The organism is Streptomyces sp. NPDC008238 (assembly GCF_042956445.1).
GTDB lineage: Bacteria > Actinomycetota > Actinomycetes > Streptomycetales > Streptomycetaceae > Actinacidiphila.
The window spans coordinates 83,414-103,600 of the sequence record NZ_JBIBGK010000027.1 but is presented as its reverse complement, the minus strand read 5'-3'; the positions used below and the strand labels follow the sequence as shown (position 1 = coordinate 103,600).

The following is a 20,187-nucleotide window of genomic DNA, read 5'->3' as shown; positions in this document are numbered from 1 at the left end:
AAATATGCGGTACAGAATGCCCACCCCGGAGGCCCCGCCCCCGGCCCACCCATGCACAGTGCGCAGGCCCGCACCAATCGCGCCGGGCAATCGGGCGGGAGGGTGGGAGAACCCCCAACAGAACCCACAACGCACCCGCACACGACAACCAGCCGTCAGAAGACGACCAGCGACCGCCCGCCCCGCCCCTGTCGCATCGCCGCGAACGCCCCCGGGATCCCCTCCAGCCCGATCCGCTCCGTCACCATCGCGGAGAGGTCCAGCCGCCCCGCCCGCACGTGCTCCGCCAGAACCGGCAGGTCCCGCCCCGGGTCGCTGTTGCCGTACACGCAGCCGGACAGCGTCCGCCCGAAGTGGAAGAGCTCCAGCGCGGAGAAGGAGACCAGGTCCGCCTTGCCGCCGATGCCGACGACCGTCGTGCGCCCGCCCCGCCGCGTCGAGGACCACGCGGAGCGGATCGTCTCGCCGCGCCCGACGCACTCGATGGCGACGTCCGCCCCGTGCCCGCCCGTCAGTGCGCGGATCCGCTTCGCGACGTCCTCACCCGCCGGCAGGAACTCCGTGGCGCCCGCGGCCCGGGCCAGGGCCTCCTTCTCCGGGGAGACGTCGACGGCCACGACGGTGCCCGCCCCCGCGATGCGGGCGGACTGGAGGACGGCGAGCCCGACGCCCCCGACGCCGAAGACGGCCACGGACTCCCCGGGGCGTACCGCGGCGCTGCGGTGGACCGCGCCGTACCCGGTGAGCACGGCGCACCCCAGGAGCGCGGCCTCCGTCAGGGGGATCCCGTCCGGGAGCGGCAGGACGGCGCCCGCCGCGACCACGGTCTCCTCGGCGAACGCGGCCGTCCCGAGCCCCGGGTAGAGCTCGGTCCCGCCGTCCGCGAGCTTGGCGTAGGGCACGCCCGCCGCCGCGCCCGCGCCGGCGCACAGCCACGGCTCGCCGAGCCCGCAGTAGTGGCAGGTGCCGCAGGCGGGCGCCCAGTTGAGGACGACCCGGTCGCCGGGGGTCACGTCCGTGACGCCCTCGCCCACGGAGACGACCGTGCCGGCGCCCTCGTGCCCGAGGACGGCGGGCGCGGGCTGCCGCAGCGTCCCGTTGGACAGGGACAGGTCGGAGTGGCACACCCCCGCCGCGGCGAGCCTGACCCGCACCTGGCCCGGCCCGGGCTCGGGCAGGTCGATGTCGGCGAGGGTGAGGGGCGCGTTGACGGCGGGCAGTACGGCGGCGCGGACCACGGTGTTTTCTCCTGGCGGTCAGAACTGGAGGGACTTGGTCTGGAGGTACTCGGTGAGGCCGTGCGGGCCGAGCTCGCGTCCGACCCCGGACTTCTTGTACCCGCCGAACGGCGCCAGCGGGTTGAAGCGGCCGCCGTTGATGTCGACCTGACCGGTGTCCATGCGCCGGGCGAAGGCGACGGCCGTGGCCTCGTCGCCCGCCCAGACCGCCCCGGCGAGGCCGTAGACGGTGCCGTTGGCGATGCGCAGCGCGTCCTCCTCGTCCTCGTACGCCAGGATCGACAGGACGGGGCCGAAGATCTCCTCCTGGGCGATCGTCATCTCCGGGGTGACGTCCGCGAAGACGGTGGGGCTGACCCAGTAGCCCCGTGCCCGCGGCACGTCGGTGCCGCCGGCGACGAGGCGGGCCCCCTCCTCGACGCCCTTGGCGATGTAGCCGCGGACGCGCTCGTGCTGCCGGGCGTTGACGACGGGGCCGATGCGCTCGCCGGGCACGTACTTGGCGGCGGCCGTCGCGGCGAGGGCCACGGCCTCCTCGTACACGTCGCGGTGGACGAGCATGCGGGTCCAGGCGCTGCACGTCTGGCCGGTGTTGGACATGACGTTGGCGACGCCGACGCCCACGGCCTTGGCCAGGTCCGCGCCGGGGAGGATGACGTTGGCGGACTTGCCGCCGAGTTCCAGCGCGACGCGCTTGACGGCGGCGCCCGCGGTCGCGGCGATCTGCCGGCCGACGGCGGTGGACCCGGTGAAGGAGACCAGGTCGACGTCCTCGTGCGCGGCCAGGGCCTGTCCGGCGACCGGGCCGAGGCCGGTGACGAGGTTGAACACGCCCGCCGGCAGGCCCGCCTCGTGGACAGCCTCGGCGAAGAGCTGGGCGACCAGCGGGGTGTCCTCGGCGGGCTTGAGGACGACCGTGCAGCCGGCGGCGAGCGCGGGGGCGACCTTGGCGACGATCTGGTGGAGCGGGTAGTTCCAGGGGGTGATCGCGCCGACCACGCCGACGGGCTCGTGGAGGACCGTGGAGTTGCCGATCCGCTCCTCGAAGGGGTGGGTGGCGGCGAGTTCGGCGTACGAGCCCGCGACCGCGACCGGAAGCCCCGCGTGGACGGTCCGGCTGAAGGCCAGCGGCGCACCCAGTTCGGCGGAGACGGTCTCGGCGATCTCCTCGCCGCGGGCGGCGAGGACGTCGCGCAGCGCGGCGATGCGGGCGGCGCGCTCGGCGGGCGGGGTGGCCGCCCAGCCGCGGAAGGCCGCGCGGGCGGCGCGGACCGCGGCGTCCACGTCCTCGGCGCTGCCGGCGGGCACGGTGGCGAACACCTGCTCGTCCGCGGGGTTGACGACCTCGATCGTCCCCGGGCCGGCGGCGGGCCGCCAGTCACCGTCGATGTACATCCCGTCGTGCGGCTTCATCCCTTGTCCTCCCGGGCGGCCCTGCCGTGGCACGCCCAAACTAGCGCCGATAGTTTTCTGTTTCCAGGCCGGTGCCCCGTGCGGTGGGTCACGCCGGGGCGACCTGGACGGGGAATCCGTTGAGGACGGCCGTGCCCGACAGCGGGTCGAGCAGGGTGCCGTCGAGCAACTGGTTGAGGTTGGCCCCCGGTTCGCGGGTCGCGACCGTCAGCCGGGTGCCGGCGCGGTCGTGGCCCCAGCCGTGCGGCAGGCTCACCACGCCCGGCCGCACCGCGTCCGTGACCTCGACCGGGGCCTCGATCTCGCCGCCGTCGCCCCTGATGCGGGCGCGCGCCGCGTCGGTGAGGCCGAGCCGGGTGGCGTCCTCGGGGTGCACCTGGAGGGTGCAGCGGTTGCTCCCGCCGGTGAGCGCGGGCACGTTGTGCATCCAGCTGTTGTTGGAGCGCAGGTGGCGGCGGCCGATGAGGACCAGCCCGTCCGCGGACCGGCCGGCGACCGCCGCCAGCAGCCGGGGCACGTCGGCGGTGAGCGGCGCGGGCGCGAGTTCGATCGTGCCGGAGACGGTGCGCAGCACCTCGGGGACGCGCGGGCGCAGCGGCCCGAGGTCGATGCCGTGGGGGTGGTCGAGGAGGCGGCGCAGGCTGAGGCCGCCGGGGGCGGCGCCGAATCCGTCGCCGTACGGGCCGAGCCGCAGCATCATGTCGAGCCGCCGCTCGTAGCCGGTGGCCCCGGTGAGCGTCGCGGCCAGTTCCGCGGGGTCGCGGCCGTGGACGGCGGAGTGCGGGTCGGTGGTCTCCTTGGCCAGGCGGTGGGCGACGGCCTGTTCGTCGACGGTCGCGGGGTCGGCGTCCGGGGCGGAGCCGCCGAGGACGAGGGCGAGCCGGGCGAGGATCTCGGGTTCGCCGGGCCTGCCGTCCTCCAGCGGGATGGCGGGCGGGCTGTAGCGGGCGTTGTTGCGCACGGAGAAGTTGCCGAACGCGAGGTCGTAGTGCGCGCTGCGGGAGGGCGGGGGCGGCGGCAGGACGACGTGCGCGTGGCGGGTGGTCTCGTTGAGGTACGGGTCGACGCTGACCATGAAGTCCAGGCCCGCCAGGGCCCGGTCGAGGCGGGCGCCGTCGGGGGCGGACAGCACGGGGTTGCCCGCGATCGTGACCAGGGCGCGGATCCGGCCTTCGCCGGGGGTGTCGATCTCCTCGGCGAGGGCGGCGGCGGGCAGTTCGGAGGCGACCTCGGGGTGGCCGGAGACCCGGCTGCGCCAGCGGCCGGTGGTGAAGCCGCGGCCGGGGCCGGCCGGTCGCGGGGCGCGGGCGGTGGCGGGCAGCGGGAACATCGCGCCGCCTGGCCGGTCGAGGTTGCCGGTGAGGATGTTGAGGACGTCGATCAGCCAGCTGGCGAGGGTGCCGAAGCGTACGGCGGTGCTGCCCAGGCGCCCGTAGACGGCGGCACTGGGGGCGGCGGCCAGGTCGCGGGCGAGGGTGCGGATCCGCTCGGCGGGGACGTCGCAGTACGGGGCGACGGTCTCGGGGCCGAAGTCGCGGGCCAGGGCGCGGACCTCGTCGACGCCGGTGACGTGCCCTTCGAGGTGGCCGAGGCCGGTCAACCCCTCCTCGAACAGCACGTGGACGACGGCGAAGAGCAGCGCGGCGTCGGTGCCGGGGCGCGAGGCGATGTGGAGGTCGGCGAGTTCGGCGGTGCGGGTGCGCTTGGGGTCGATGACGGTCAGCCGGCCGCCGCGGCGACGCAGCGCCTTGAGCTTGCCGGGGAAGTCGGCGGCGGTGGCGAGGCTGCCGTTGGAGACCAGCGGGTTGCCGCCGATGACGACCAGGTGGTCGGTGCGGTCCAGGTCGGGCACGGGGACGGCGAGCGCGTCCCCGTAGAGGTGGCCGCACGCCGCCTGTTTGGGCATCTGGTCCAGGGTGCTGGCCGAGAACAGCGCGCGGGTGCCGAGGGCGCGGACGACGGCCGGCGGGTAGAGGCCGCCGGCGATGGTGTGGACGTTGGGGTTGCCCAGGTAGACGCCGGTCGCGTGGGCGCCGTGGGTCTCGCGGATGCGGGCGGCGCCCTCGGCGACGGCGGCGTACGCCTCGGCCCAGGTCGCCTCGGCGAGCACGCCGTCACGGCGTACGAGCGGGCGGGTGAGCCGGTCGGGGTCGCCGTCGACCTCGCCGAAGGAGGCGCCCTTGGGGCAGACGAAGCCCGCGCTGAAGACGTCGTCACGGTCGCCGCGGGCGCCGGTGACCCGGTCTCCGTCGATGGTCAGGGTCAGTCCGCAGGTTGCCTCGCACAGCGGACAGATACGCAGGGCGGTACGACTGCTGGCCATCGGGCCTCCCGGGGCAGGGCGCTTCCTCGTGTGCGGTCACCATACCGACCGGTATGCATGTCGGGATAGCGTTCGCGGGGACGGCCCTCGCGGGAGGGCTGCCGCGGGAACGCGACACGGCCTACGGCTCCAGGACCCCGGCCAGGTAGGCGCGGAGCAGTTCCTTCGTCTCCGCGATGAGCGCTGCCTCGCCCTGCGGGTCGGCGCGGAAGGCCATCTTGAGCAGCGCGTCCGCGGCCTCCACGCCCACCACGAAGGCGGTGCGCAACCGCCGGTCGTCGGTGACGGCCACGCCCGCCGCGCCGAGCGGGGCGATGAGCAGCGACCTCAGCCGGTCGGCCACGAGGTGGTTGGCCAGGTCGTTCACGGCGGGGCCGGGTGCCGGGCCGGCGAAGCTGACGAGGGCGAAGCCCGGCACGGTGCGGCGCATCGCGACGTACTGGTCGACGACGACGTCGATCAGCAGGCGCCAGTCGGCCGCGCCGCCGTCGGCCGCGCCGAGGGCGTCGAGGCGGTCCGTGACCCCGGCGAGGTACTTGTCGAGATTGCGGCGGGCGAGGGCGTCGGCCATCGCGCGTTTGTTGGAGAAGAAGCGGTAGACCGAGCCGATCGGCACACCCGCGCGGGCGGCCACGGCCCGCGTGCTCAGCTCGTCGTAACCGCCCTCGTCGAGGATCGCCGCGGCCGCGTCGAGGATCCGGGCGAAGCGTTCGGCGCTGCGCTGCTGGACGGGGACGCGCCGGAGACCGTTGCCGCTGCTGTGCACGGGGTCCATCATGCCGGTTTTCCACAGGGACCGGCCGATCCCTTGCGGGGTTGATTCCTATGGACAACCATAGGAATCGTGACCAGCACAGAGATCGCCAGCACAGAGATCCAGGACGGCAAGGACCTCGCCTACCTCCCCGGATTCGGCAACGAGCACACGAGCGAGGCCGTCCCCGGAGCGGTTCCGGCCGGCCGCAACTCGCCGCAGCGCGCCCCGCTCGGCCTGTACGCGGAGCAGCTCAGCGGCACGGCCTTCACCGAGCCGCGGCATCACAACCGCCGCTCGTGGCTGTACCGCATCCGCCCCTCGGCGGCCCACCCGCCGTTCCGCCGGATCGACAACGGGCGGCTGCGCAGCGCCCCCTTCACGGCCGAGCCCGATCCCAACCGGCTGCGCTGGAGCCCGCTGCCGCTGCCGCAGGAGCCGGCCGACTTCGTGGACGGCCTGGTCACCGTCGGCGGCAACGGTGACGTGCTGCGCCGCGAGGGCATCGGCATCCACTGGTACGCGGCCAACCGCTCCATGGACGGCCGGGTGTTCTCCTCCTCCGACGGCGAGTTGCTGATCGTGCCGGAGCGCGGCCGGCTGCTGCTGCGCACGGAGTTCGGCGTCCTGGCGGCCGCTCCGGGCCACGTCGCGCTGGTCCCACGCGGGGTGCGCTTCCGCGTCGAGCTGCCGGACGGCGAGGCGCGCGGCTACGTGTGCGAGAACTACGGCCAGCACTTCCGGCTGCCCGACCTCGGCCCGATCGGCGCCAACGGCCTGGCCAACGCGCGGGACTTCATGGCGCCGGTCGCGGCGTACGAGGACCGCGAGGAGCCGGTGGAGGTGGTGAACAAGTTCGGCGGCAACCTGTGGGCCGCCGAGTACGGCCACTCCCCCCTCGACGTCGTCGGCTGGCACGGCAACCTGGTGCCGTACGTGTACGACCTCAGGCGTTTCAACGTGCTGGGCAGCGTGAGCTACGACCACCCGGACCCGTCGATCTACACCGTGCTGACCTCGCCCTCCGACACCCCGGGCCTGGCCAACGCCGACTTCGTGGTCTTCGCCCCGCGCTGGCTGGTCGGCGAGGACACCTTCCGTCCGCCGTACTTCCACCGGAACGTGATGAGCGAGTTCATGGGACTCGTCGAGGGCGCGTACGACGCCAAGGCGGAGGGCTTCGTGCCCGGCGGGGCCTCGCTGCACAACATGATGTCGGCGCACGGCCCGGACCGGACGACCTTCGACCGGGCGAGCGCCGCCGAACTGGTCCCGCAGAAGGTGGACGACGGCCTCGCCTTCATGTTCGAGACGCGCTGGCCGGTGGTGGCGACACCGGAGGCCATGGCGGCCGGGCACCTGCAGCGGGACTACGACGGCGTGTGGCGGGGGCTTGAGCGACACTTCAGGCCATGACGCCGAGCCCGAGCAGCACCTTCGCCCCCGACTCGCTGGTCCTGAACCGCAAGCTCCCGCTGTGGTACCAGGTCTCGCAGTCCCTGCGCGCCTCCATACTCGGCCGTCGTCCGGACGCCCCGCTGCGGCTGCCGACGGAGGACGCGCTGGCGGGCCACTACGGCGTCAGCGTGCTCACGATGCGGCAGGCGCTGAAGGAGCTGGAGGAGGAGGGGCTGATCAGCCGCCACCGGCGGCGCGGCACGTTCATCGAGCCCGCCGCGCTGCGCGGGGCGCCGGTGCGGCTGCTGGGCTCGGTCGACGCGATCGTGGCCCAGCAGTCCGGGGAGCGCACCAGCGTGCTCAGCCACGGCCCGTCGCCCGTGCCGCCGGAGTACGCCGAGTACTTCCCCGGGCTGGCGGACACCGTCGCCTACCGCCGGCTGCGCTGCGACGAGTCGGGGAAGCCCACCAACTGGGCGGAGAACTTCGTCCTGCCGGAACTGGCGGCCCGGATAGACCTGGCGGACCTGGCGCGCTGGCCGATGACGAAGGTGCTCCGGGACGCCCTCGGGGTCCGGATCAGCCGCATCACCGACACCGTCGAGGCGCGGCTGGCCGACCCGGACACCGCCCGGCTGCTGCAGGTGCCCCTGCTCAGCCCGATCCTGCACTACACGGGGGTGACCTACGACGACACCGGCCGCACGGTCGACGTGGTCCGCATCCACTACCGGGGCGACCGCTTCTCCTTCACGGTGACCATGGAGGCACCCTGAGGGGCCTCAGTAGCATGCTCACGGTGAGCGATGAATCGCCGACGCTGGCCGACCTGATGCCGTGGTCCGTACCGCCCCTGCGCCTGGGGCGGAGCTGGGTCATGGCCCCCGAGGCGGCGACCCTCACCGCGCGCTGGGACCGGCTGCTGGAGGCCGGAGCCGCCGAGCGCGAGCGGCTGTTCCACCCGACGCGGGCACGCACTCCGCACACCGCCGTCGCCCAACTGCCGGGCCACCCGGCGCCCACCACCCGCCTGGAGCGGGCGGAGGGCCCGTGCGCGGAGCCGGTGCGGGTGCTGCACGGGCCCTACGACCAGCAGTGGCTCATCCCCGACCAGCGGCTGATCGACGCCGCCCGCCCCGAGCTGTGGCGGGTCGCCGACGAGGACCACCAGCTGTACGCGGTGGAGCTGGCGCGGCTGCCCCAGGTCCCCGGGCCGCCGCTGGGCTTCTCCGCGCTGCTTCCGGACGGCCACTCCCCCGCCGGCCGGCCGGGCCGCGTACGGCCGTTGTTCCGCCGCCCCGGCGGCGCGGACCCCAATCTGGCGCCGGGTCTGCTGGACCGCCTCTCCGAACGGCTGGGCACCCCGGTCGCCGCGCAGGACGCGCTCGCCTGGATCGCGGCGCTCGCCACGAGCTCGCCCGTCGAGGTCCCGCTCACCGCGGATCCGGCGCTGTGGGCGGAGGGGGTCGCGCTGGGCCGCCGTCTGCTGTGGCTGCACACCCGGGGCGCCCGCTGCTCCGATCCGGCGCGGGAGCGCCCCGCCGGGCATCCCCGGCTGCCGGGCGGCCGACGCCCCTACGTACGGGCGGCGCTGCCCGACGTGCCGCGGGAGGCGCCGTCGTACGACCCGCGGGAAGAGGCGCTGCTGCTGGGGAGCGGGCGGGTGTCGCCGGTGCCGGAGGCGGTGTGGGAGTTCCACGCCGGGGGGACGCGGGTGCTGGAGACCTGGTTCGAGCGGCGGATCCCCGACGGGCCGGCGGAGGGCCTCGACGCGATCCGGCCCGCCGCCTGGCCGCGGGCGAGGACGACCGAGCTGCTGGAGCTGATCAGTGTGCTGGCGCTGCTGGCCGAGGCGCGGCCGTCACGCCGTGCGCTCGCCGCCCGGGTGGCGGCCGGCCCGCGGATCGGCGCCGCCGAGCTGCGCGCGGCGCGTGTCCTTCCGGTGCCGGAGTCCGCGCGCCGCCCGGCCTCTGTGCTGGATCACCACGAAGAGGGACCGGACGGGCAATTCGCCCTGCTGTGACCACAAGTCGACATGACAACAGGCCCGGACGGAGTACACCGACGCGCCGCTTGACGCAGCGCGGTGCCGGGACGGTGTACTGCGCCCGAGCCTGTCCGCTGAAGGAACGCCGAGAACGCCTCCGGTCAGCCGCGGCTGCCGAAGAGGGAACGACGCAGTCGCCGCAGTGGCGCGAACAGCGATACACGCGCCCCGCGGTTGGCGTTCGCGCGCACGTGGTCGCGCGAGGTCAGCTCGCGCATCAACAGCGTGGCCTCCTCCGCCTCCTGCTGCGGCGCGGCAGGGCCGGCCAGCACCGAGAGATGACGGTCGAGGCGCGCACTGGACGCACTGCTCCCACACGTGATGGCAGGCACTCGCGGCCTGCTCCGCATTGCTATCTGATCCATGACACTCCCCACCCGTTCGAGGGCACCCGGCACCGGGCAGGGTAACCCTATCGTCCTGCGGCGTCACCTATGCATCCGCGTTCCCGGATTCACCTTCCCGTCAAGGGGGTTGACGTCACGAGCCGATACCCAGTGCGAGCAGCGGCAGTTGGACGACGGCGTCCGAGGTCGGAACCGCAGATCCGCCAGTCGGCTCAACCGTCACGGTGAAGGCGTACGACCACTCGTCGAGCCCGTCGGTGACGAACGGGCCGGGCGTGCCGCCCGCCGCCGGATCGGCGCCCAGCACCGCGAGGGAGCGGAAGGACGCCGGGCGTTCACTCACCAGCCACAACTGGTAGACCTCGCGCCCCTCCAGCGGCGGCAGCCCGTGGACGGTCACCACGGCGCGGCGCAGGTCCCGTGAGACGACGGCGGACACCCCCCGCCCGTGGTCGTCGCTGGAGTAGACGGGGCGGGCGTCGGCGGCCGTCAGGACCTCGTTCACCGCGCGTGTGTCACCCCGTACGCGGTCCAACTGCGCGGCCGTCCACACCAGCAGGCCGCCCAGCACCGCACAGACGAGGAGGACCGCCCCGGCGCCCGCCACGGCCGGACGGGTCGTGGGCGGCCGGCGCCACGCCTTCCACCACGGTCCCGGCGGCGCTTCCTCCGGGGCGTCCGCGCCGTCCGGCCCGGCGCTGATCGGCGGCGGGACCTCCGCGGACGGCACCGCTGGCGGCGCCGTCCGCGGCGCCGTCAGGCGCGCCAAGGGCAGCGGCGCCGACACGGCGGAGCCCCCGGCGCCGAGCCGGACGGTGTCCCCGGCGAGCCGCCGCACCCGGTCCGCGCACGCGTCGCAGCGCATCAGGTGCCGTTCGAAACGGCGCAGTTCCCGCGGCGCGAGGGTGTCGAGCGCGTACGCCGCGGCCAGTTCGTGCACGGAACCTCTCATGGGTCGCCCCGCTTCCCTCCGCGGTGCGCGCACCGACCGGCCGGGCCTTTATCACGTTACAACCCTGTGACACAAATTCACCCCGGTCCGCCAATCCGCCGTCCGAACGGCCCCGAACAACCCACGCAGGACCTCTTCCAAGGGGGAGGGGCCAGACTCGCGAAGGACCGACGCGATGACCGCACACAGCAGGAGCAGGCTCAGGGCCCGGTTCGGGCGATCACGCACGATCGCCCTGCTCGCCGCGGGCGCCGTGGCCGCGGGGGGACTCGCCACCGTGGGCGTCACCGGACTGGAACCGGGGACGGCGCAGGCGTCCAGCCACCGGGAGGCACCGCTGATCTCGGGGCAGCCGCAGTACGACACCACGGACGTCTACGCGTTCGTCAGCCCCGACCGCCCGGACACCACCACCCTGGTGGCCAACTGGATCCCGTTCCAGGACCCGGCCGGCGGCCCGAACTTCTACAAGTTCGCCGACGACGCCCAGTACGACATCCACATCGACAACGACGGCGACGCCCAGGGCGACTACCTCTACCGGTGGACGTTCCAGGACCACGTCCGCAACAAGAAGACGTTCCTCTACAACACCGGCCCGGTCACCAGCCTCGACGACCCGGACCTGAACTTCCGCCAGACCTACGACATCGACCTGTTCCGGCTGCACGACCAGCAGGTCACCGGCCGCTACAAGGTCGCGAACGACGTGCCGGTCGCGCCGTCGAACGTCGGCAAGGCCTCCATGCCCGACTACGACGTGCTGCGCCGGCAGGCCGTCAAGGACCTCGGCCGCGGCACCAAGGCCTTCGCCGGCCAGGCCGACGACCCGTTCTTCCTGGACCTGCGGGTCTTCGACCTGCTCTACGGCGGCAACCTCTCCGAGGTCGGCGACGACACCCTCAAGGGCTACAACGTCAACACCATAGCCCTGCAGGTCCCGACGGCCGCGATCCGCAAGTCGGCGAAGCAGCCCGTCGTCGGCATCTGGTCCACCACGCAGCGGCGGACCGCGAACGGCGACTGGGCGCAGGTGTCCCGGCTCGGCATGCCGCTGGTCAACGAGGTGGTCAACCCGCTCAAGGACAAGGACCGGTTCAACGCCTCCTCGCCCTGGAACGACGCCCAGTTCCTGAAGAACGTGACGCACCCCGAACTGCCGAAGCTCATCGAGGGCATCTACAAGATCAAGGCCCCGGCCACCCCGCGCGACGACCTCGTCCAGGTGTTCCTGACGGGGGTGCCCGGACTGAACCAGCCGCCGCACGTCCGCCCGTCGGAGATGCTGCGGCTCAACACAGCCGTCCCGCCGGCCGCCGCGCCCAAGCGGCTCGGCGTCCTGGACGGCGACAACGCGGGCTTCCCGAACGGCCGCAGGCTCGGTGACGACGTCGTCGACATCGCACTGCAGGTGGTGGAGGGCGAACTGGTCGGGTCGAAGAACGACCTGGGCGACGCCGTCAACGCCAACGACCAGGCCTTCGGCGCCGGCTTCCCGTACGTGGCCCTGCCCGCCTCGGGCTCGGACGGCCCGCTGGCCAAGCCGGCCACCAACTCGGCGCAGTCCAACGGGGTCACACAACTCAATGGGAGCGGCCTGCTCTCCGGCGGCGGTGACGAAGACAAGACCGTGCTGATCGCCTCCGCGGCCTCCGGCGGCGCGGGCGTGCTGCTGGTCGGGGCGGCGCTGCTGTGGTGGCGGACGCGCCGCCGCCCCGCCGGCCGCGGGGCGCACGGCCGGGCCTGAGGCCCGGTCCGCCGCCGGTCCGAAGGCACACCGGCCCGTCGATCCGCCGGGCCCGGTGAACCCGGCGGGCCCGCTGAACCCGGCGAACCCGGCGGAAGCACACCGCACGGCACCCGGCCGGGGCGTACCGCAAGCGCCCCGGCCGGGCTCCACCCCATCCTCCCGAAAGGCAGCAGCCATGGACGTACCGGCCCCGGGCCGACTGCGCGCCGCCGCCCTGTACGCGGCGCTGGTGCTGGGCCTCGCGCTGGCGCTCACCGCCGGCGCGCTGGTCCTCGGCGGGCCCTCCGCCCCGCGGGACGGCGCGCGGGCCGCGGCGCCCGCCGCCGACGCCCCGCTGGACCGCCTCGCCGAGGGCGACCTCGCGGGCGGCATCGCGGCCCTGCAGACGCACCTGCGGGCCCAGCCCAAGGACGCCGCGGGGTGGGCCGCGCTCGGCGCCGCATACGTCGAGCAGGCCAGGACCAGCGGCGACCCGACCCGCTACCCGCAGGCCCAGGCGGCCTTCAGCCGCTCGCTGCGGATCTCCCCGCACGGCAACGACGCCGCGCTCGCCGGGCGTGCCGCGCTCGCCGCCGCCCGCCACGACTTCCGTACCGCCCTCGCCGAGGCGGACCGGGCGCTGAAGGTGAACCCCTACGCCGAGCGGGCCCTCGCCGTACGGGTCGACGCCCTGGTCGAACTCGGCCGCTACGACGAGGCGCTGCGCGCCGCCGAGCACGCCGACGCGGTGCGCCCCGGCATCCCGGTCTTCACCCGTCTCGCCTACGTCCACGAACTGCGCGGCGACACCGCCGGTGCCCGCCGCATCCTGACCCGCGCCCTGGACTCGGCCGCGACCCCGGGCGACACCGCCTACGTCGCCACCGCGCTCGGCCAGCTCGCCTGGAGCCAAGGCCACTACCCGGACGCGCTGCGGCACTTCGCCACCGCGCTGCGCGCCGACCCCGGATACCTGCCGGCGGTCGAGGGCCGCGGCCGAACCCACGAGGCCCTCGGCGACCGGGAGAAGGCCCTGCGCGACCTGGGCACGGTCGTCGACCGCTACCCGCTGCCGGCGCAACTGGCCGCCCTGGGCGAGCTGTACGAGGCCGCGGGGCGGAAGGAGCGTGCGGCGCGGCAGTACGCGGTCGTCGGCACCTGGATCGCCCTCGCCAGGGCGAACGGCGTCGCCACCGACCTGGACGCGGCGCTGGTCGCCGCCGACCACGGGGACGCCGCGGAGGCGCTGCGGGCGGCACGGGCCGAATGGTCGCACCGGCGTACGGTCCACACCGCCGACGCGCTCGCCTGGGCCCTGCACGTCAACGGCCGCGACCGCGAGGCCCTGCCGTACGCCGAGCGCTCCTCGGCGCCGGGTTACCGCAACGCGGCCTTCCTCTACCACCGCGGTGTCATCGAGGCGGCCCTCGGCAGGCGCGAGGCGGCCAGGACCTCCCTCACCGCGGCACTCCGGCTCAACCCCGGCTTCTCGCCCACCGCAGCCCCCGCCGCCCGCCGTGCGCTGGCCCGCATCGAAGGAGACCCGTCATGATCCGGCACAGGATCCGGCACAGGACGGCCGCCGCGGCGGTCACGGCGGCGGCCGGAGCGGCCCTCGCGCTGCTGCCCGCGGGGCAGGCGCAGGCGCATCCGCTCGGCAACTTCACCGTCAACCGCTACGACGGCCTGGTCGCCGCCCCCGGTGTGCTGCGGATCGACCACGTCGAGGACCTCGCCGAGATCCCGGCGGCGCAGGCCGTACCCGTGATCGACCGGGACGGCGACCGTGCGCTGGGCCGCACCGAGTTGGCGGACTGGGCGGCGCGGCGCTGCGACGCCGCCGCGAAGGGCGCGCGGGCGACCGTCGACGGCCGGCGCGAGCCGGTCGCGGTGCGCGGGGCGACGGCGGCCGCGCGCCCGGGGCAGGCGGGACTGACGACGCTGCGCGTCGAGTGCCGGATGACGGCGCGGCTGCCGTCCGGGGAGCCGGCGTCCCTGGACTACCGTCCGGCGGACGTCGCCACGGGGCCGGGCTGGCGGGAGGTCACCGCGCGCGGGGACCGCATGACGCTCCACGGCGCCGGCGTGCCGGCGGAGTCGGTGTCGCGGCGGCTCACCGCGTACCCGAAGGACCTGCTCTCCTCGCCCGCCGACGACCGCGCGGCCGCTTTCCGGGTGACCCCCGGCGGCCCCGCGCTCGCGGCGGAGGACGACGGCCCCGCCACGGCCGGTGTGCTGCCGCGCGGCGCGGACCGCTGGACGCGGGCCCTCACCGACCTGGTGTCGCGGCACGCGCTCACCCCGGGCTTCGCCGCCCTGGCGCTCCTGACGGCGCTGGCGCTCGGCGCGATGCACGCGCTGGCGCCCGGGCACGGCAAGACGCTGATGGCCGCGGCGGCCGCGGCGGGGGGCCGGCGGTCGCGCCGCGACATGGTCGCGCTGGGCGCCTCCGTGACGGTCACCCACACCATGGGGGTGTTCGCGCTCGGGCTGCTGGTGACGACCGGTTCGGCAGCGGCGCCCTCGGTCATCGGCTGGCTGGGGGTGGCGAGCGGCGTGCTCGTCACCGGCGCAGGGGCGGTGCTGCTCCGCCGCGCGTGGCGGCTGCGGGGACGGACCCACGGGCACGACCACGACCACGGGCACGGTCACGACCACGGGCACGGGCACGGGCACCTTCACCACGGCCACGGGCATCCCCACCACGGCCGCCCGCATCACGCCCCGCCCACCTCCGCGCCCGCGTCCGCGCCCGGGACCGCGCCCGCCGCGGAAGCCGTTCCCGCCACCGTCCTCACCGCCGAACGCCCCGCCCCCGTCCACCCCGTGCACGTCCACCCGCATCCGCACGTCCACGTCCACGTCCACCCGCACGAGCCGCGGCCCACCCTGCGGGGCACCGTCCTGCTGGGCTTCGCGGGCGGTCTCGTCCCCAGCCCCTCCGCGGTCGTCGTCCTGGTGGGCGCCGCCGCGCTGGGCCAGGCCTGGTTCGGCTTCCTGCTGGTCCTCGCGTACGGCGCGGGCCTGGCGGTCACGCTCACGGCCGCCGGTTTCGCCGTCGTCCGGCTCGGGCGGCTGGCCGGGAAGGCGTCCGTACTGCGGGCCCGAGGGCGGTCGTTCGCGGCGGCGCGGCGGCTCGCGCCGCTGGTCACGGCGTCCGTGGTGCTGGTGCTGGGCTGCGGCCTGGTGCTCAGGGCGGCGCTGGCGATGGCCGGTTGAGGGAGCTTTCCGCCGAAAGGGTCCGTTGGGGGGGGAAGTTCGGTCATGCTGGGCTGCGGGCGGAGCGAAGGGGGGACACGCCGATGACACGGCTCGTGGCGGGGCGCTACCGGCTGATCAGCGAGCTGGGCCGGGGCGGCATGGGTGTGGTGTGGCTGGCCCGGGACGAACTGCTGGGCCGCGAGGTGGCCGTCAAGGAGGTCAAGGCCCCGCCGGGCCTGGAGGACCGGGAGGTCGAGCGGCTGTACGCCCGGCTGCAGCAGGAGGGGATCGCGGCGGCGCGGGTCGAGCACCCCAACGTCATCAAGGTGTACGACGTGGCCATGGCCGAGGGCAGCCCGTGGATCGTCATGGAGCTCGTGCGGGGCGTGACGCTCGACGACGTCCTCGACGCGGAGGGCCCCATGGACCCCCGGCGCGCCGCGGGCGTCGGCGGCAAGGTGCTGCAGGCGCTGCGCGCCGGTCATGCCGCCGGGGTGCTGCACCGCGACGTGAAGCCGGGCAACGTGCTCATCGGCAACGACGGGCGGGTCGTGCTCACCGACTTCGGCATCGCGATGATCGAGGGGTCCTCGGCGATCACCCGCACCGGCGAACTGGTCGGCTCGCCCGAGTACCTGGCGCCCGAGCGGGCGCTGGGCCGCCGTCCCGGCCCGGCGTCGGACCTGTGGTCGCTGGGGGTGCTGCTGTACGTGGCGGTGGAGGGCGGTTCGCCGTTCCGCCGCGAGACGGCGCTGAGCACCATGCGCGCGGTGGTGGACGAGGAACTGCCCGCGCCCCGCCGGGCGGGAGCGCTCGCCCCGGTGATCACGGGGCTGCTGCAGAAGGACCCGGCCGCCCGGCTCCCGGGCGACGAGACGCAGCGGCTGCTGGACGCCCTCGCCGCCGGGCGCACCCCACCGGGGGCCGGAACGGCGTACGCCACCACGCGGGCCGCCGTCCCGCTGCCGGCGCCGGGCGGCACACCGGTCCGCTCGGCCCCGGTCTCCTCGACCCCGGTCTCCTCCACACCGCTCGGGCCGACGACGCCCGTCGGCCCCGGGTACGGTCCCCCGCCCGCGGACGGTCCGCGGGCCCGGCCGCGCCGTGCGGTGGTGGCGATGACGGCGGGCGTGCTCGCCCTCGCGCTGGGCGTCGGGGGCGTGGCCTACGCCCTGTTCGACGAGGACCCGGGCGGTTCCGGCCCCTCGACCACCGCCGGCGAGACCCCGGGCGGCGGGTCGTCCCCGTCCGCCACCGGCTCGCCGGAGGACGAGGACGACGCGGAGGCCAGCGGCTACGAGGCGACGGCCGGCGGCGGTTCTGGCTCGCCGCACTCCTCGGCGCCGACCGCCACACCGACCCGAGTGAACGTCCACGTCACGGTGTCGGCCGTGCGCGACACCTACACCGGGAGCTGTCCGCCGCCCGCGGAGCAGGCGCCGTCCTTCTCGGCGGTCGTCACCGTCGACCGCACTCCGGTGACGGTCACCTACCGCTGGACGTCGAGCGCCGGCGGTTCCGACCACGGCGAGCAGACCCTGGACTTCCCCGCGGGGGGCGCGAAGAGCCGTACGGTCACGTACACGGTGCCGTCCTACGAGCCGGACGGCACGATCGAGGGCTGGGTCGCGTTCGCCGTGCGGCACCCGGTGGAATCGGAGTCCGGGCACGTCCCGTTCACGGTCACGTGCCGGGCACCGAGCCCGTCGCCGAGCGGTTCGGACGGCACGGCGCCGACCCCCTGAGGCCGGCGCCCCGAACCGCCGCGGCACGGCCGAGGGGTGCCGGGCGATGAGCCCGGCACCCCTCGTCTCATGCCGTCCGGGTGCTGCGCGCCGCTGTGCGGCGGGTCACGCGGCGGAGGTGAACACCGGCAGGTAGCCGCCGGACTGGCCGGAGGCGGTGGGGTGGTAGGACTCGTAGACGGGGAGGGTGAGGCTGTGCAGCCACGCCGAGCCCGAGCAGAGCTCGTGCCCCGTGAAGGTGCCGCGGACGTCGGCGAAGGTGTGGCCGTGGTCGGCGGCGCGCTTGGCGGTGACGGTGTCCAGGAGGTCGGCCGCGTCGTTGATGGCCCTGCGCTTGGTCTCGCTGAGGCCGATGCAGGTGGTGCCCACCTTGTAGAAGCGCGGGTAGCCGAGGACGACCACACGCGCCGAGGGGGCACGGGAGCTGATGGCGTTGTAGACCGAGTCGAGGCGCGCGGGCAGCTGGTTGTTGGCGAAGTCCCTGGCCTGGTTGATCCGGCTGAGGCAGGTGCTGTCGGAGCTGAGGACGCAGGTGGTCATCACGTCGGCGAAGCCGGCGTCGTTGCCGCCGATGCTGATGCTGACCAGGGTCGTCGAGGAGTTGAGCGGACCGAGCTGGTTGTTGAGCACGTCGGTCGTGGTCGCTCCCGAACACGCGGTGAAAGAGAACCCGGACGGGCTATGGGTGTTGGCCCACAGCCGGGGGAACGCCTTGCTGCTGCGGTAGCAGCTGCCGCTCGAGCTGTCGTAGCTGCCGGAACCGACTCCGGCGGAGTAGGAGTCGCCCAGGGCCACGTAGACGGGGCCGGCGGCGTGGGCGGAACCGGTACCGAACAGGGCGATCGTGGCGGTAAGGAGAAATGCGGATGCGGCTGACACGAAACGGGACAGTCTCATGGAACCTCCCTTAGCAGGATCTCTGCCGCGTCTTTCGTACCGCGCAGTAACACCTTCGGGAAGTGTCCATGCCAAGATTCATTGACATGAACATCCCTAAGCACGTCGTGATCGCCCCTGCGCGCACCGGAGGTGACGCCGCATCCGGCGCCGCACCCCACTCCCCCGGTCGGCCCGCCCCCGAAGGGCGCCGCCGACGCGACGCCAATCGAACACAACACCCCGGCCGTCCGAACTGTTCGACGTAAATCGCCCACGTCATGAGCGCCCGTCACCCCATCGGGCGCGGCGGCCGCTTCTGTTCGCCCCTTCCTTGACGCACGCGCCCGAATTGAGCGACATTGAACTTCTGCATCCGGCGTTTTGGGGGGCAAAGTCGCCAATGCAACCAACGCGTAGAGACAACGCATCCGGTCACCCGACCGGCAACGAATCACTTCCCCTGCTCGCGGGCGCCGCCGTGGGAGTCGGCGGGGTCGGCGCGGTGCTCGCGCTCGCGGACATCGCCTCGCCCGTCAGGGCACCGTTCACCTTCTTCTTCCTGCTGGCCGCCCCGGCGGCCGCGCTCGCCGGGGCACTGCGCTCCCTCGACCCGCTGAGCCGGGCAGTGGTGGCGGCCGGCGGCACGATCGTGATCGACCTACTGGTGGCGCAGGGCATGCTCGCCCTGCACATGTGGTCGGTCCGCGGTGGTGTCGCGGTGGTCGCGGCGCTGAGCGCCGCGCTGTTCCTGCTGCCGCTGCTGCGGCGCTCCCTTGCCCGGGCCGAGAGAAGGCGGACTCCGTAAAGTGGACATCACCGTGTACCGCCCCGGCGAGCTCACCGCCGCCGACCGGGCGGAGTGGACCCGCGTGCAGGACCAGGCCGTGGCCTCGGGCAGCCCGCAACTGGGGAATCCCTTCCTGTCACCGGAGTTCACGCTGGCCGTGGCCCACCACCACCGGGGGGTGCGCGTCGCCGTGGTCCGCGAGGACGGCGTCCCGGTGGCCTTCTTCCCGTACCAGCGCTCGGCGGCCGGCGTGGGCCGGGCCGTCGGGCTCGGGCTGTCGGACTGCCAGGGGCTCGTGCACCGGCCGGGCTTCCAGTGGGACGCGCGGGAGCTGCTGCGCGCCTGCGGCCTGGCCCTGTGGGAGTTCGACCACCTGATGGAGGGCCAGAAGCCCTTCGAGGAGGGCGCGACCGGCACGTACCCCTCGCCCGTCATGGACGTGGAACACGGGTACGAGGCGTATCTCGGCCATCTTCGGGCGCACTCGCCCAAGTTCCTGCGGACCACGCTCGCCAAGGAGCGCAAGCTCGGCCGGGACGCGGGCGAGGTGCGCTACGTCCACGACGAGCGCGACGTGGCCGCGCTGCGGCGGCTGATGGCCTGGAAGTCGGCGCAGTACCGAAGAACCGGGCGCAGCGACCGCTTCGCACGGCCGTGGATCGTCGAGTTGGTGGAGCACCTCTTCCACACCCGCACCGAGGGCTTCGCCGGGCGGCTGTCGGTGCTGTACGCGGGGGACCGGCCGGTCGCGGCGCACTTCGGGATGCGCACGCCCGCCGTGCTCGCCTGCTGGTTCCCGGCGTACGACACGGAGTTCTCCAAGTTCTCCCCGGGCCTGGTGCTGCACCTGCGGATGGCGGAGGGGGCGGCCGCCGAGGGGGTGGCCCAACTCGACCTGGGGCGGGGGCACAAGGAGTACAAGGAGTCGCTCAAGACGCGGGACCTGACGGTCTCCGAGGGATGGGTGACCCGCCGTCATCCGGTCGCGCTCGGGCACCGCGCCCGGCGTGCGCCGGTGCGCGCGCTGCGCAACGCGGTGACGGCCCGGCCCGCGCTGCGCGAGCCGGCGGACCGATTCCTCAAGCGTGTGGGACGGTTGCGCGCCGGCGCGCAATAACGGACATTGCCGTACAGGCATGATCAATCAGACGAGTCCATGGCAATTTCTTAAAACGGCATTCACTCTGTCAGGTATTGCCATAGGGTCTCAATCCTCAATATTGTCGTACATCCACCCGCGGCGACCTGTCATGCACAGCGGCTCAAGGGGAGGGCCAGAGAGTCGCGACAGGACAACCGCGGGGCGCGGTAGGGGGGTGCCGTGCTCGGTCACCGTCACACGTGTGCCGAGCCGCGAACCGCGCGGCCGGTCAC

The 20,187-nt window shown here is 74.4% G+C and carries 16 protein-coding genes; 9 read left to right on the top strand and 7 right to left on the bottom strand.

Features of this window, described 5'->3' with window-relative positions; translation table 11 throughout:
- Window positions 1-155: 155 nt before the first annotated feature.
- The 4 genes from ACFZAU_RS34795 to ACFZAU_RS34780 form a co-directional block, all read right to left on the bottom strand.
- Window positions 156-1,238, bottom strand: coding sequence for a zinc-binding dehydrogenase (locus tag ACFZAU_RS34795; protein WP_500555485.1), 1,083 nt, complete (start codon window positions 1,236-1,238; stop codon window positions 156-158).
- An 18-nt stretch (window positions 1,239-1,256) separates the two neighbouring features.
- The gene (locus ACFZAU_RS34790; protein WP_500555484.1) at window positions 1,257-2,651 is read right to left on the bottom strand and encodes an aldehyde dehydrogenase family protein; all 1,395 of its coding nucleotides are present in this window, start codon (window positions 2,649-2,651) and stop codon (window positions 1,257-1,259) included.
- An 88-nt stretch (window positions 2,652-2,739) separates the two neighbouring features.
- Window positions 2,740-4,974 carry a molybdopterin oxidoreductase family protein gene (locus tag ACFZAU_RS34785; RefSeq protein ID WP_500555483.1) on the bottom strand — a complete coding sequence of 745 codons (2,235 nt, stop codon included), beginning with the start codon at window positions 4,972-4,974 and terminating at the stop codon, window positions 2,740-2,742.
- A gap of 121 nt (window positions 4,975-5,095) precedes the next feature.
- Complete coding sequence (locus ACFZAU_RS34780; protein WP_500465534.1) at window positions 5,096-5,752, bottom strand: TetR/AcrR family transcriptional regulator; 657 nt, start codon at window positions 5,750-5,752, stop codon at window positions 5,096-5,098.
- A gap of 66 nt (window positions 5,753-5,818) precedes the next feature.
- Between ACFZAU_RS34780 and hmgA the strand changes: the two genes are divergently transcribed.
- The 3 genes from hmgA to ACFZAU_RS34765 are packed head-to-tail and all read left to right on the top strand — an operon-like array spanning window position 5,819 to window position 9,149.
- Window positions 5,819-7,144 (top strand): homogentisate 1,2-dioxygenase, encoded by a 1,326-nt coding sequence (gene hmgA, locus ACFZAU_RS34775; RefSeq protein WP_500555482.1) that lies wholly within the window; start codon window positions 5,819-5,821, stop codon window positions 7,142-7,144.
- Window positions 7,141-7,902 carry a GntR family transcriptional regulator gene (locus tag ACFZAU_RS34770; RefSeq protein ID WP_500555481.1) on the top strand — a complete coding sequence of 254 codons (762 nt, stop codon included), beginning with the start codon at window positions 7,141-7,143 and terminating at the stop codon, window positions 7,900-7,902. The genes hmgA and ACFZAU_RS34770 overlap by 4 nt, the downstream gene beginning before the upstream one ends.
- A gap of 14 nt (window positions 7,903-7,916) precedes the next feature.
- Window positions 7,917-9,149: a type ISP restriction/modification enzyme gene (locus ACFZAU_RS34765; RefSeq protein WP_500555480.1), complete on the top strand. Its 1,233-nt coding sequence runs from the start codon at window positions 7,917-7,919 to the stop codon at window positions 9,147-9,149.
- Between the two features lie 125 nt (window positions 9,150-9,274).
- On the opposite strand, the gene ACFZAU_RS34760 is transcribed toward ACFZAU_RS34765, so the two are convergent.
- Window positions 9,275-9,538, bottom strand: coding sequence for a hypothetical protein (locus ACFZAU_RS34760; protein ID WP_500555479.1), 264 nt, complete (start codon window positions 9,536-9,538; stop codon window positions 9,275-9,277).
- Window positions 9,539-9,653: 115 nt separating this feature from the next.
- The gene (locus ACFZAU_RS34755; protein ID WP_500555478.1) at window positions 9,654-10,472 is read right to left on the bottom strand and encodes an anti-sigma factor; all 819 of its coding nucleotides are present in this window, start codon (window positions 10,470-10,472) and stop codon (window positions 9,654-9,656) included.
- A gap of 175 nt (window positions 10,473-10,647) precedes the next feature.
- Here ACFZAU_RS34755 and ACFZAU_RS34750 point away from each other — a divergent pair, with 175 nt between their 5' ends.
- The 4 genes from ACFZAU_RS34750 to ACFZAU_RS34735 all read left to right on the top strand — a co-directional run bounded on the left by ACFZAU_RS34750 (window position 10,648) and on the right by ACFZAU_RS34735 (window position 17,147).
- Window positions 10,648-12,219 carry a DUF4331 domain-containing protein gene (locus ACFZAU_RS34750; RefSeq protein ID WP_500555477.1) on the top strand — a complete coding sequence of 524 codons (1,572 nt, stop codon included), beginning with the start codon at window positions 10,648-10,650 and terminating at the stop codon, window positions 12,217-12,219.
- A 178-nt stretch (window positions 12,220-12,397) separates the two neighbouring features.
- The gene (locus ACFZAU_RS34745) at window positions 12,398-13,753 is read left to right on the top strand and encodes a tetratricopeptide repeat protein (RefSeq protein ID WP_500555476.1); all 1,356 of its coding nucleotides are present in this window, start codon (window positions 12,398-12,400) and stop codon (window positions 13,751-13,753) included.
- Window positions 13,750-15,420 (top strand): nickel transporter, encoded by a 1,671-nt coding sequence (locus tag ACFZAU_RS34740; protein WP_500555475.1) that lies wholly within the window; start codon window positions 13,750-13,752, stop codon window positions 15,418-15,420. Before ACFZAU_RS34745 ends, ACFZAU_RS34740 begins: the two co-directional genes overlap by 4 nt.
- Before the next feature lie 83 nt (window positions 15,421-15,503).
- The gene (locus ACFZAU_RS34735; RefSeq protein WP_500555474.1) at window positions 15,504-17,147 is read left to right on the top strand and encodes a serine/threonine-protein kinase; all 1,644 of its coding nucleotides are present in this window, start codon (window positions 15,504-15,506) and stop codon (window positions 17,145-17,147) included.
- 105 nt (window positions 17,148-17,252) lie between these two features.
- On the opposite strand, the gene ACFZAU_RS34730 is transcribed toward ACFZAU_RS34735, so the two are convergent.
- The gene (locus tag ACFZAU_RS34730; RefSeq protein ID WP_500555473.1) at window positions 17,253-18,044 is read right to left on the bottom strand and encodes an SGNH/GDSL hydrolase family protein; all 792 of its coding nucleotides are present in this window, start codon (window positions 18,042-18,044) and stop codon (window positions 17,253-17,255) included.
- A gap of 460 nt (window positions 18,045-18,504) precedes the next feature.
- On the opposite strand from ACFZAU_RS34730, the gene ACFZAU_RS34725 reads away from it, so the two are divergent.
- Window positions 18,505-18,831, top strand: coding sequence for a hypothetical protein (locus ACFZAU_RS34725; protein WP_499603746.1), 327 nt, complete (start codon window positions 18,505-18,507; stop codon window positions 18,829-18,831).
- Between the two features lies 1 nt (window position 18,832).
- Window positions 18,833-19,930, top strand: a complete 1,098-nt coding sequence (locus tag ACFZAU_RS34720; RefSeq protein ID WP_500555472.1) for a GNAT family N-acetyltransferase — start codon at window positions 18,833-18,835, stop codon at window positions 19,928-19,930.
- Window positions 19,931-20,187 lie beyond the last annotated feature (257 nt).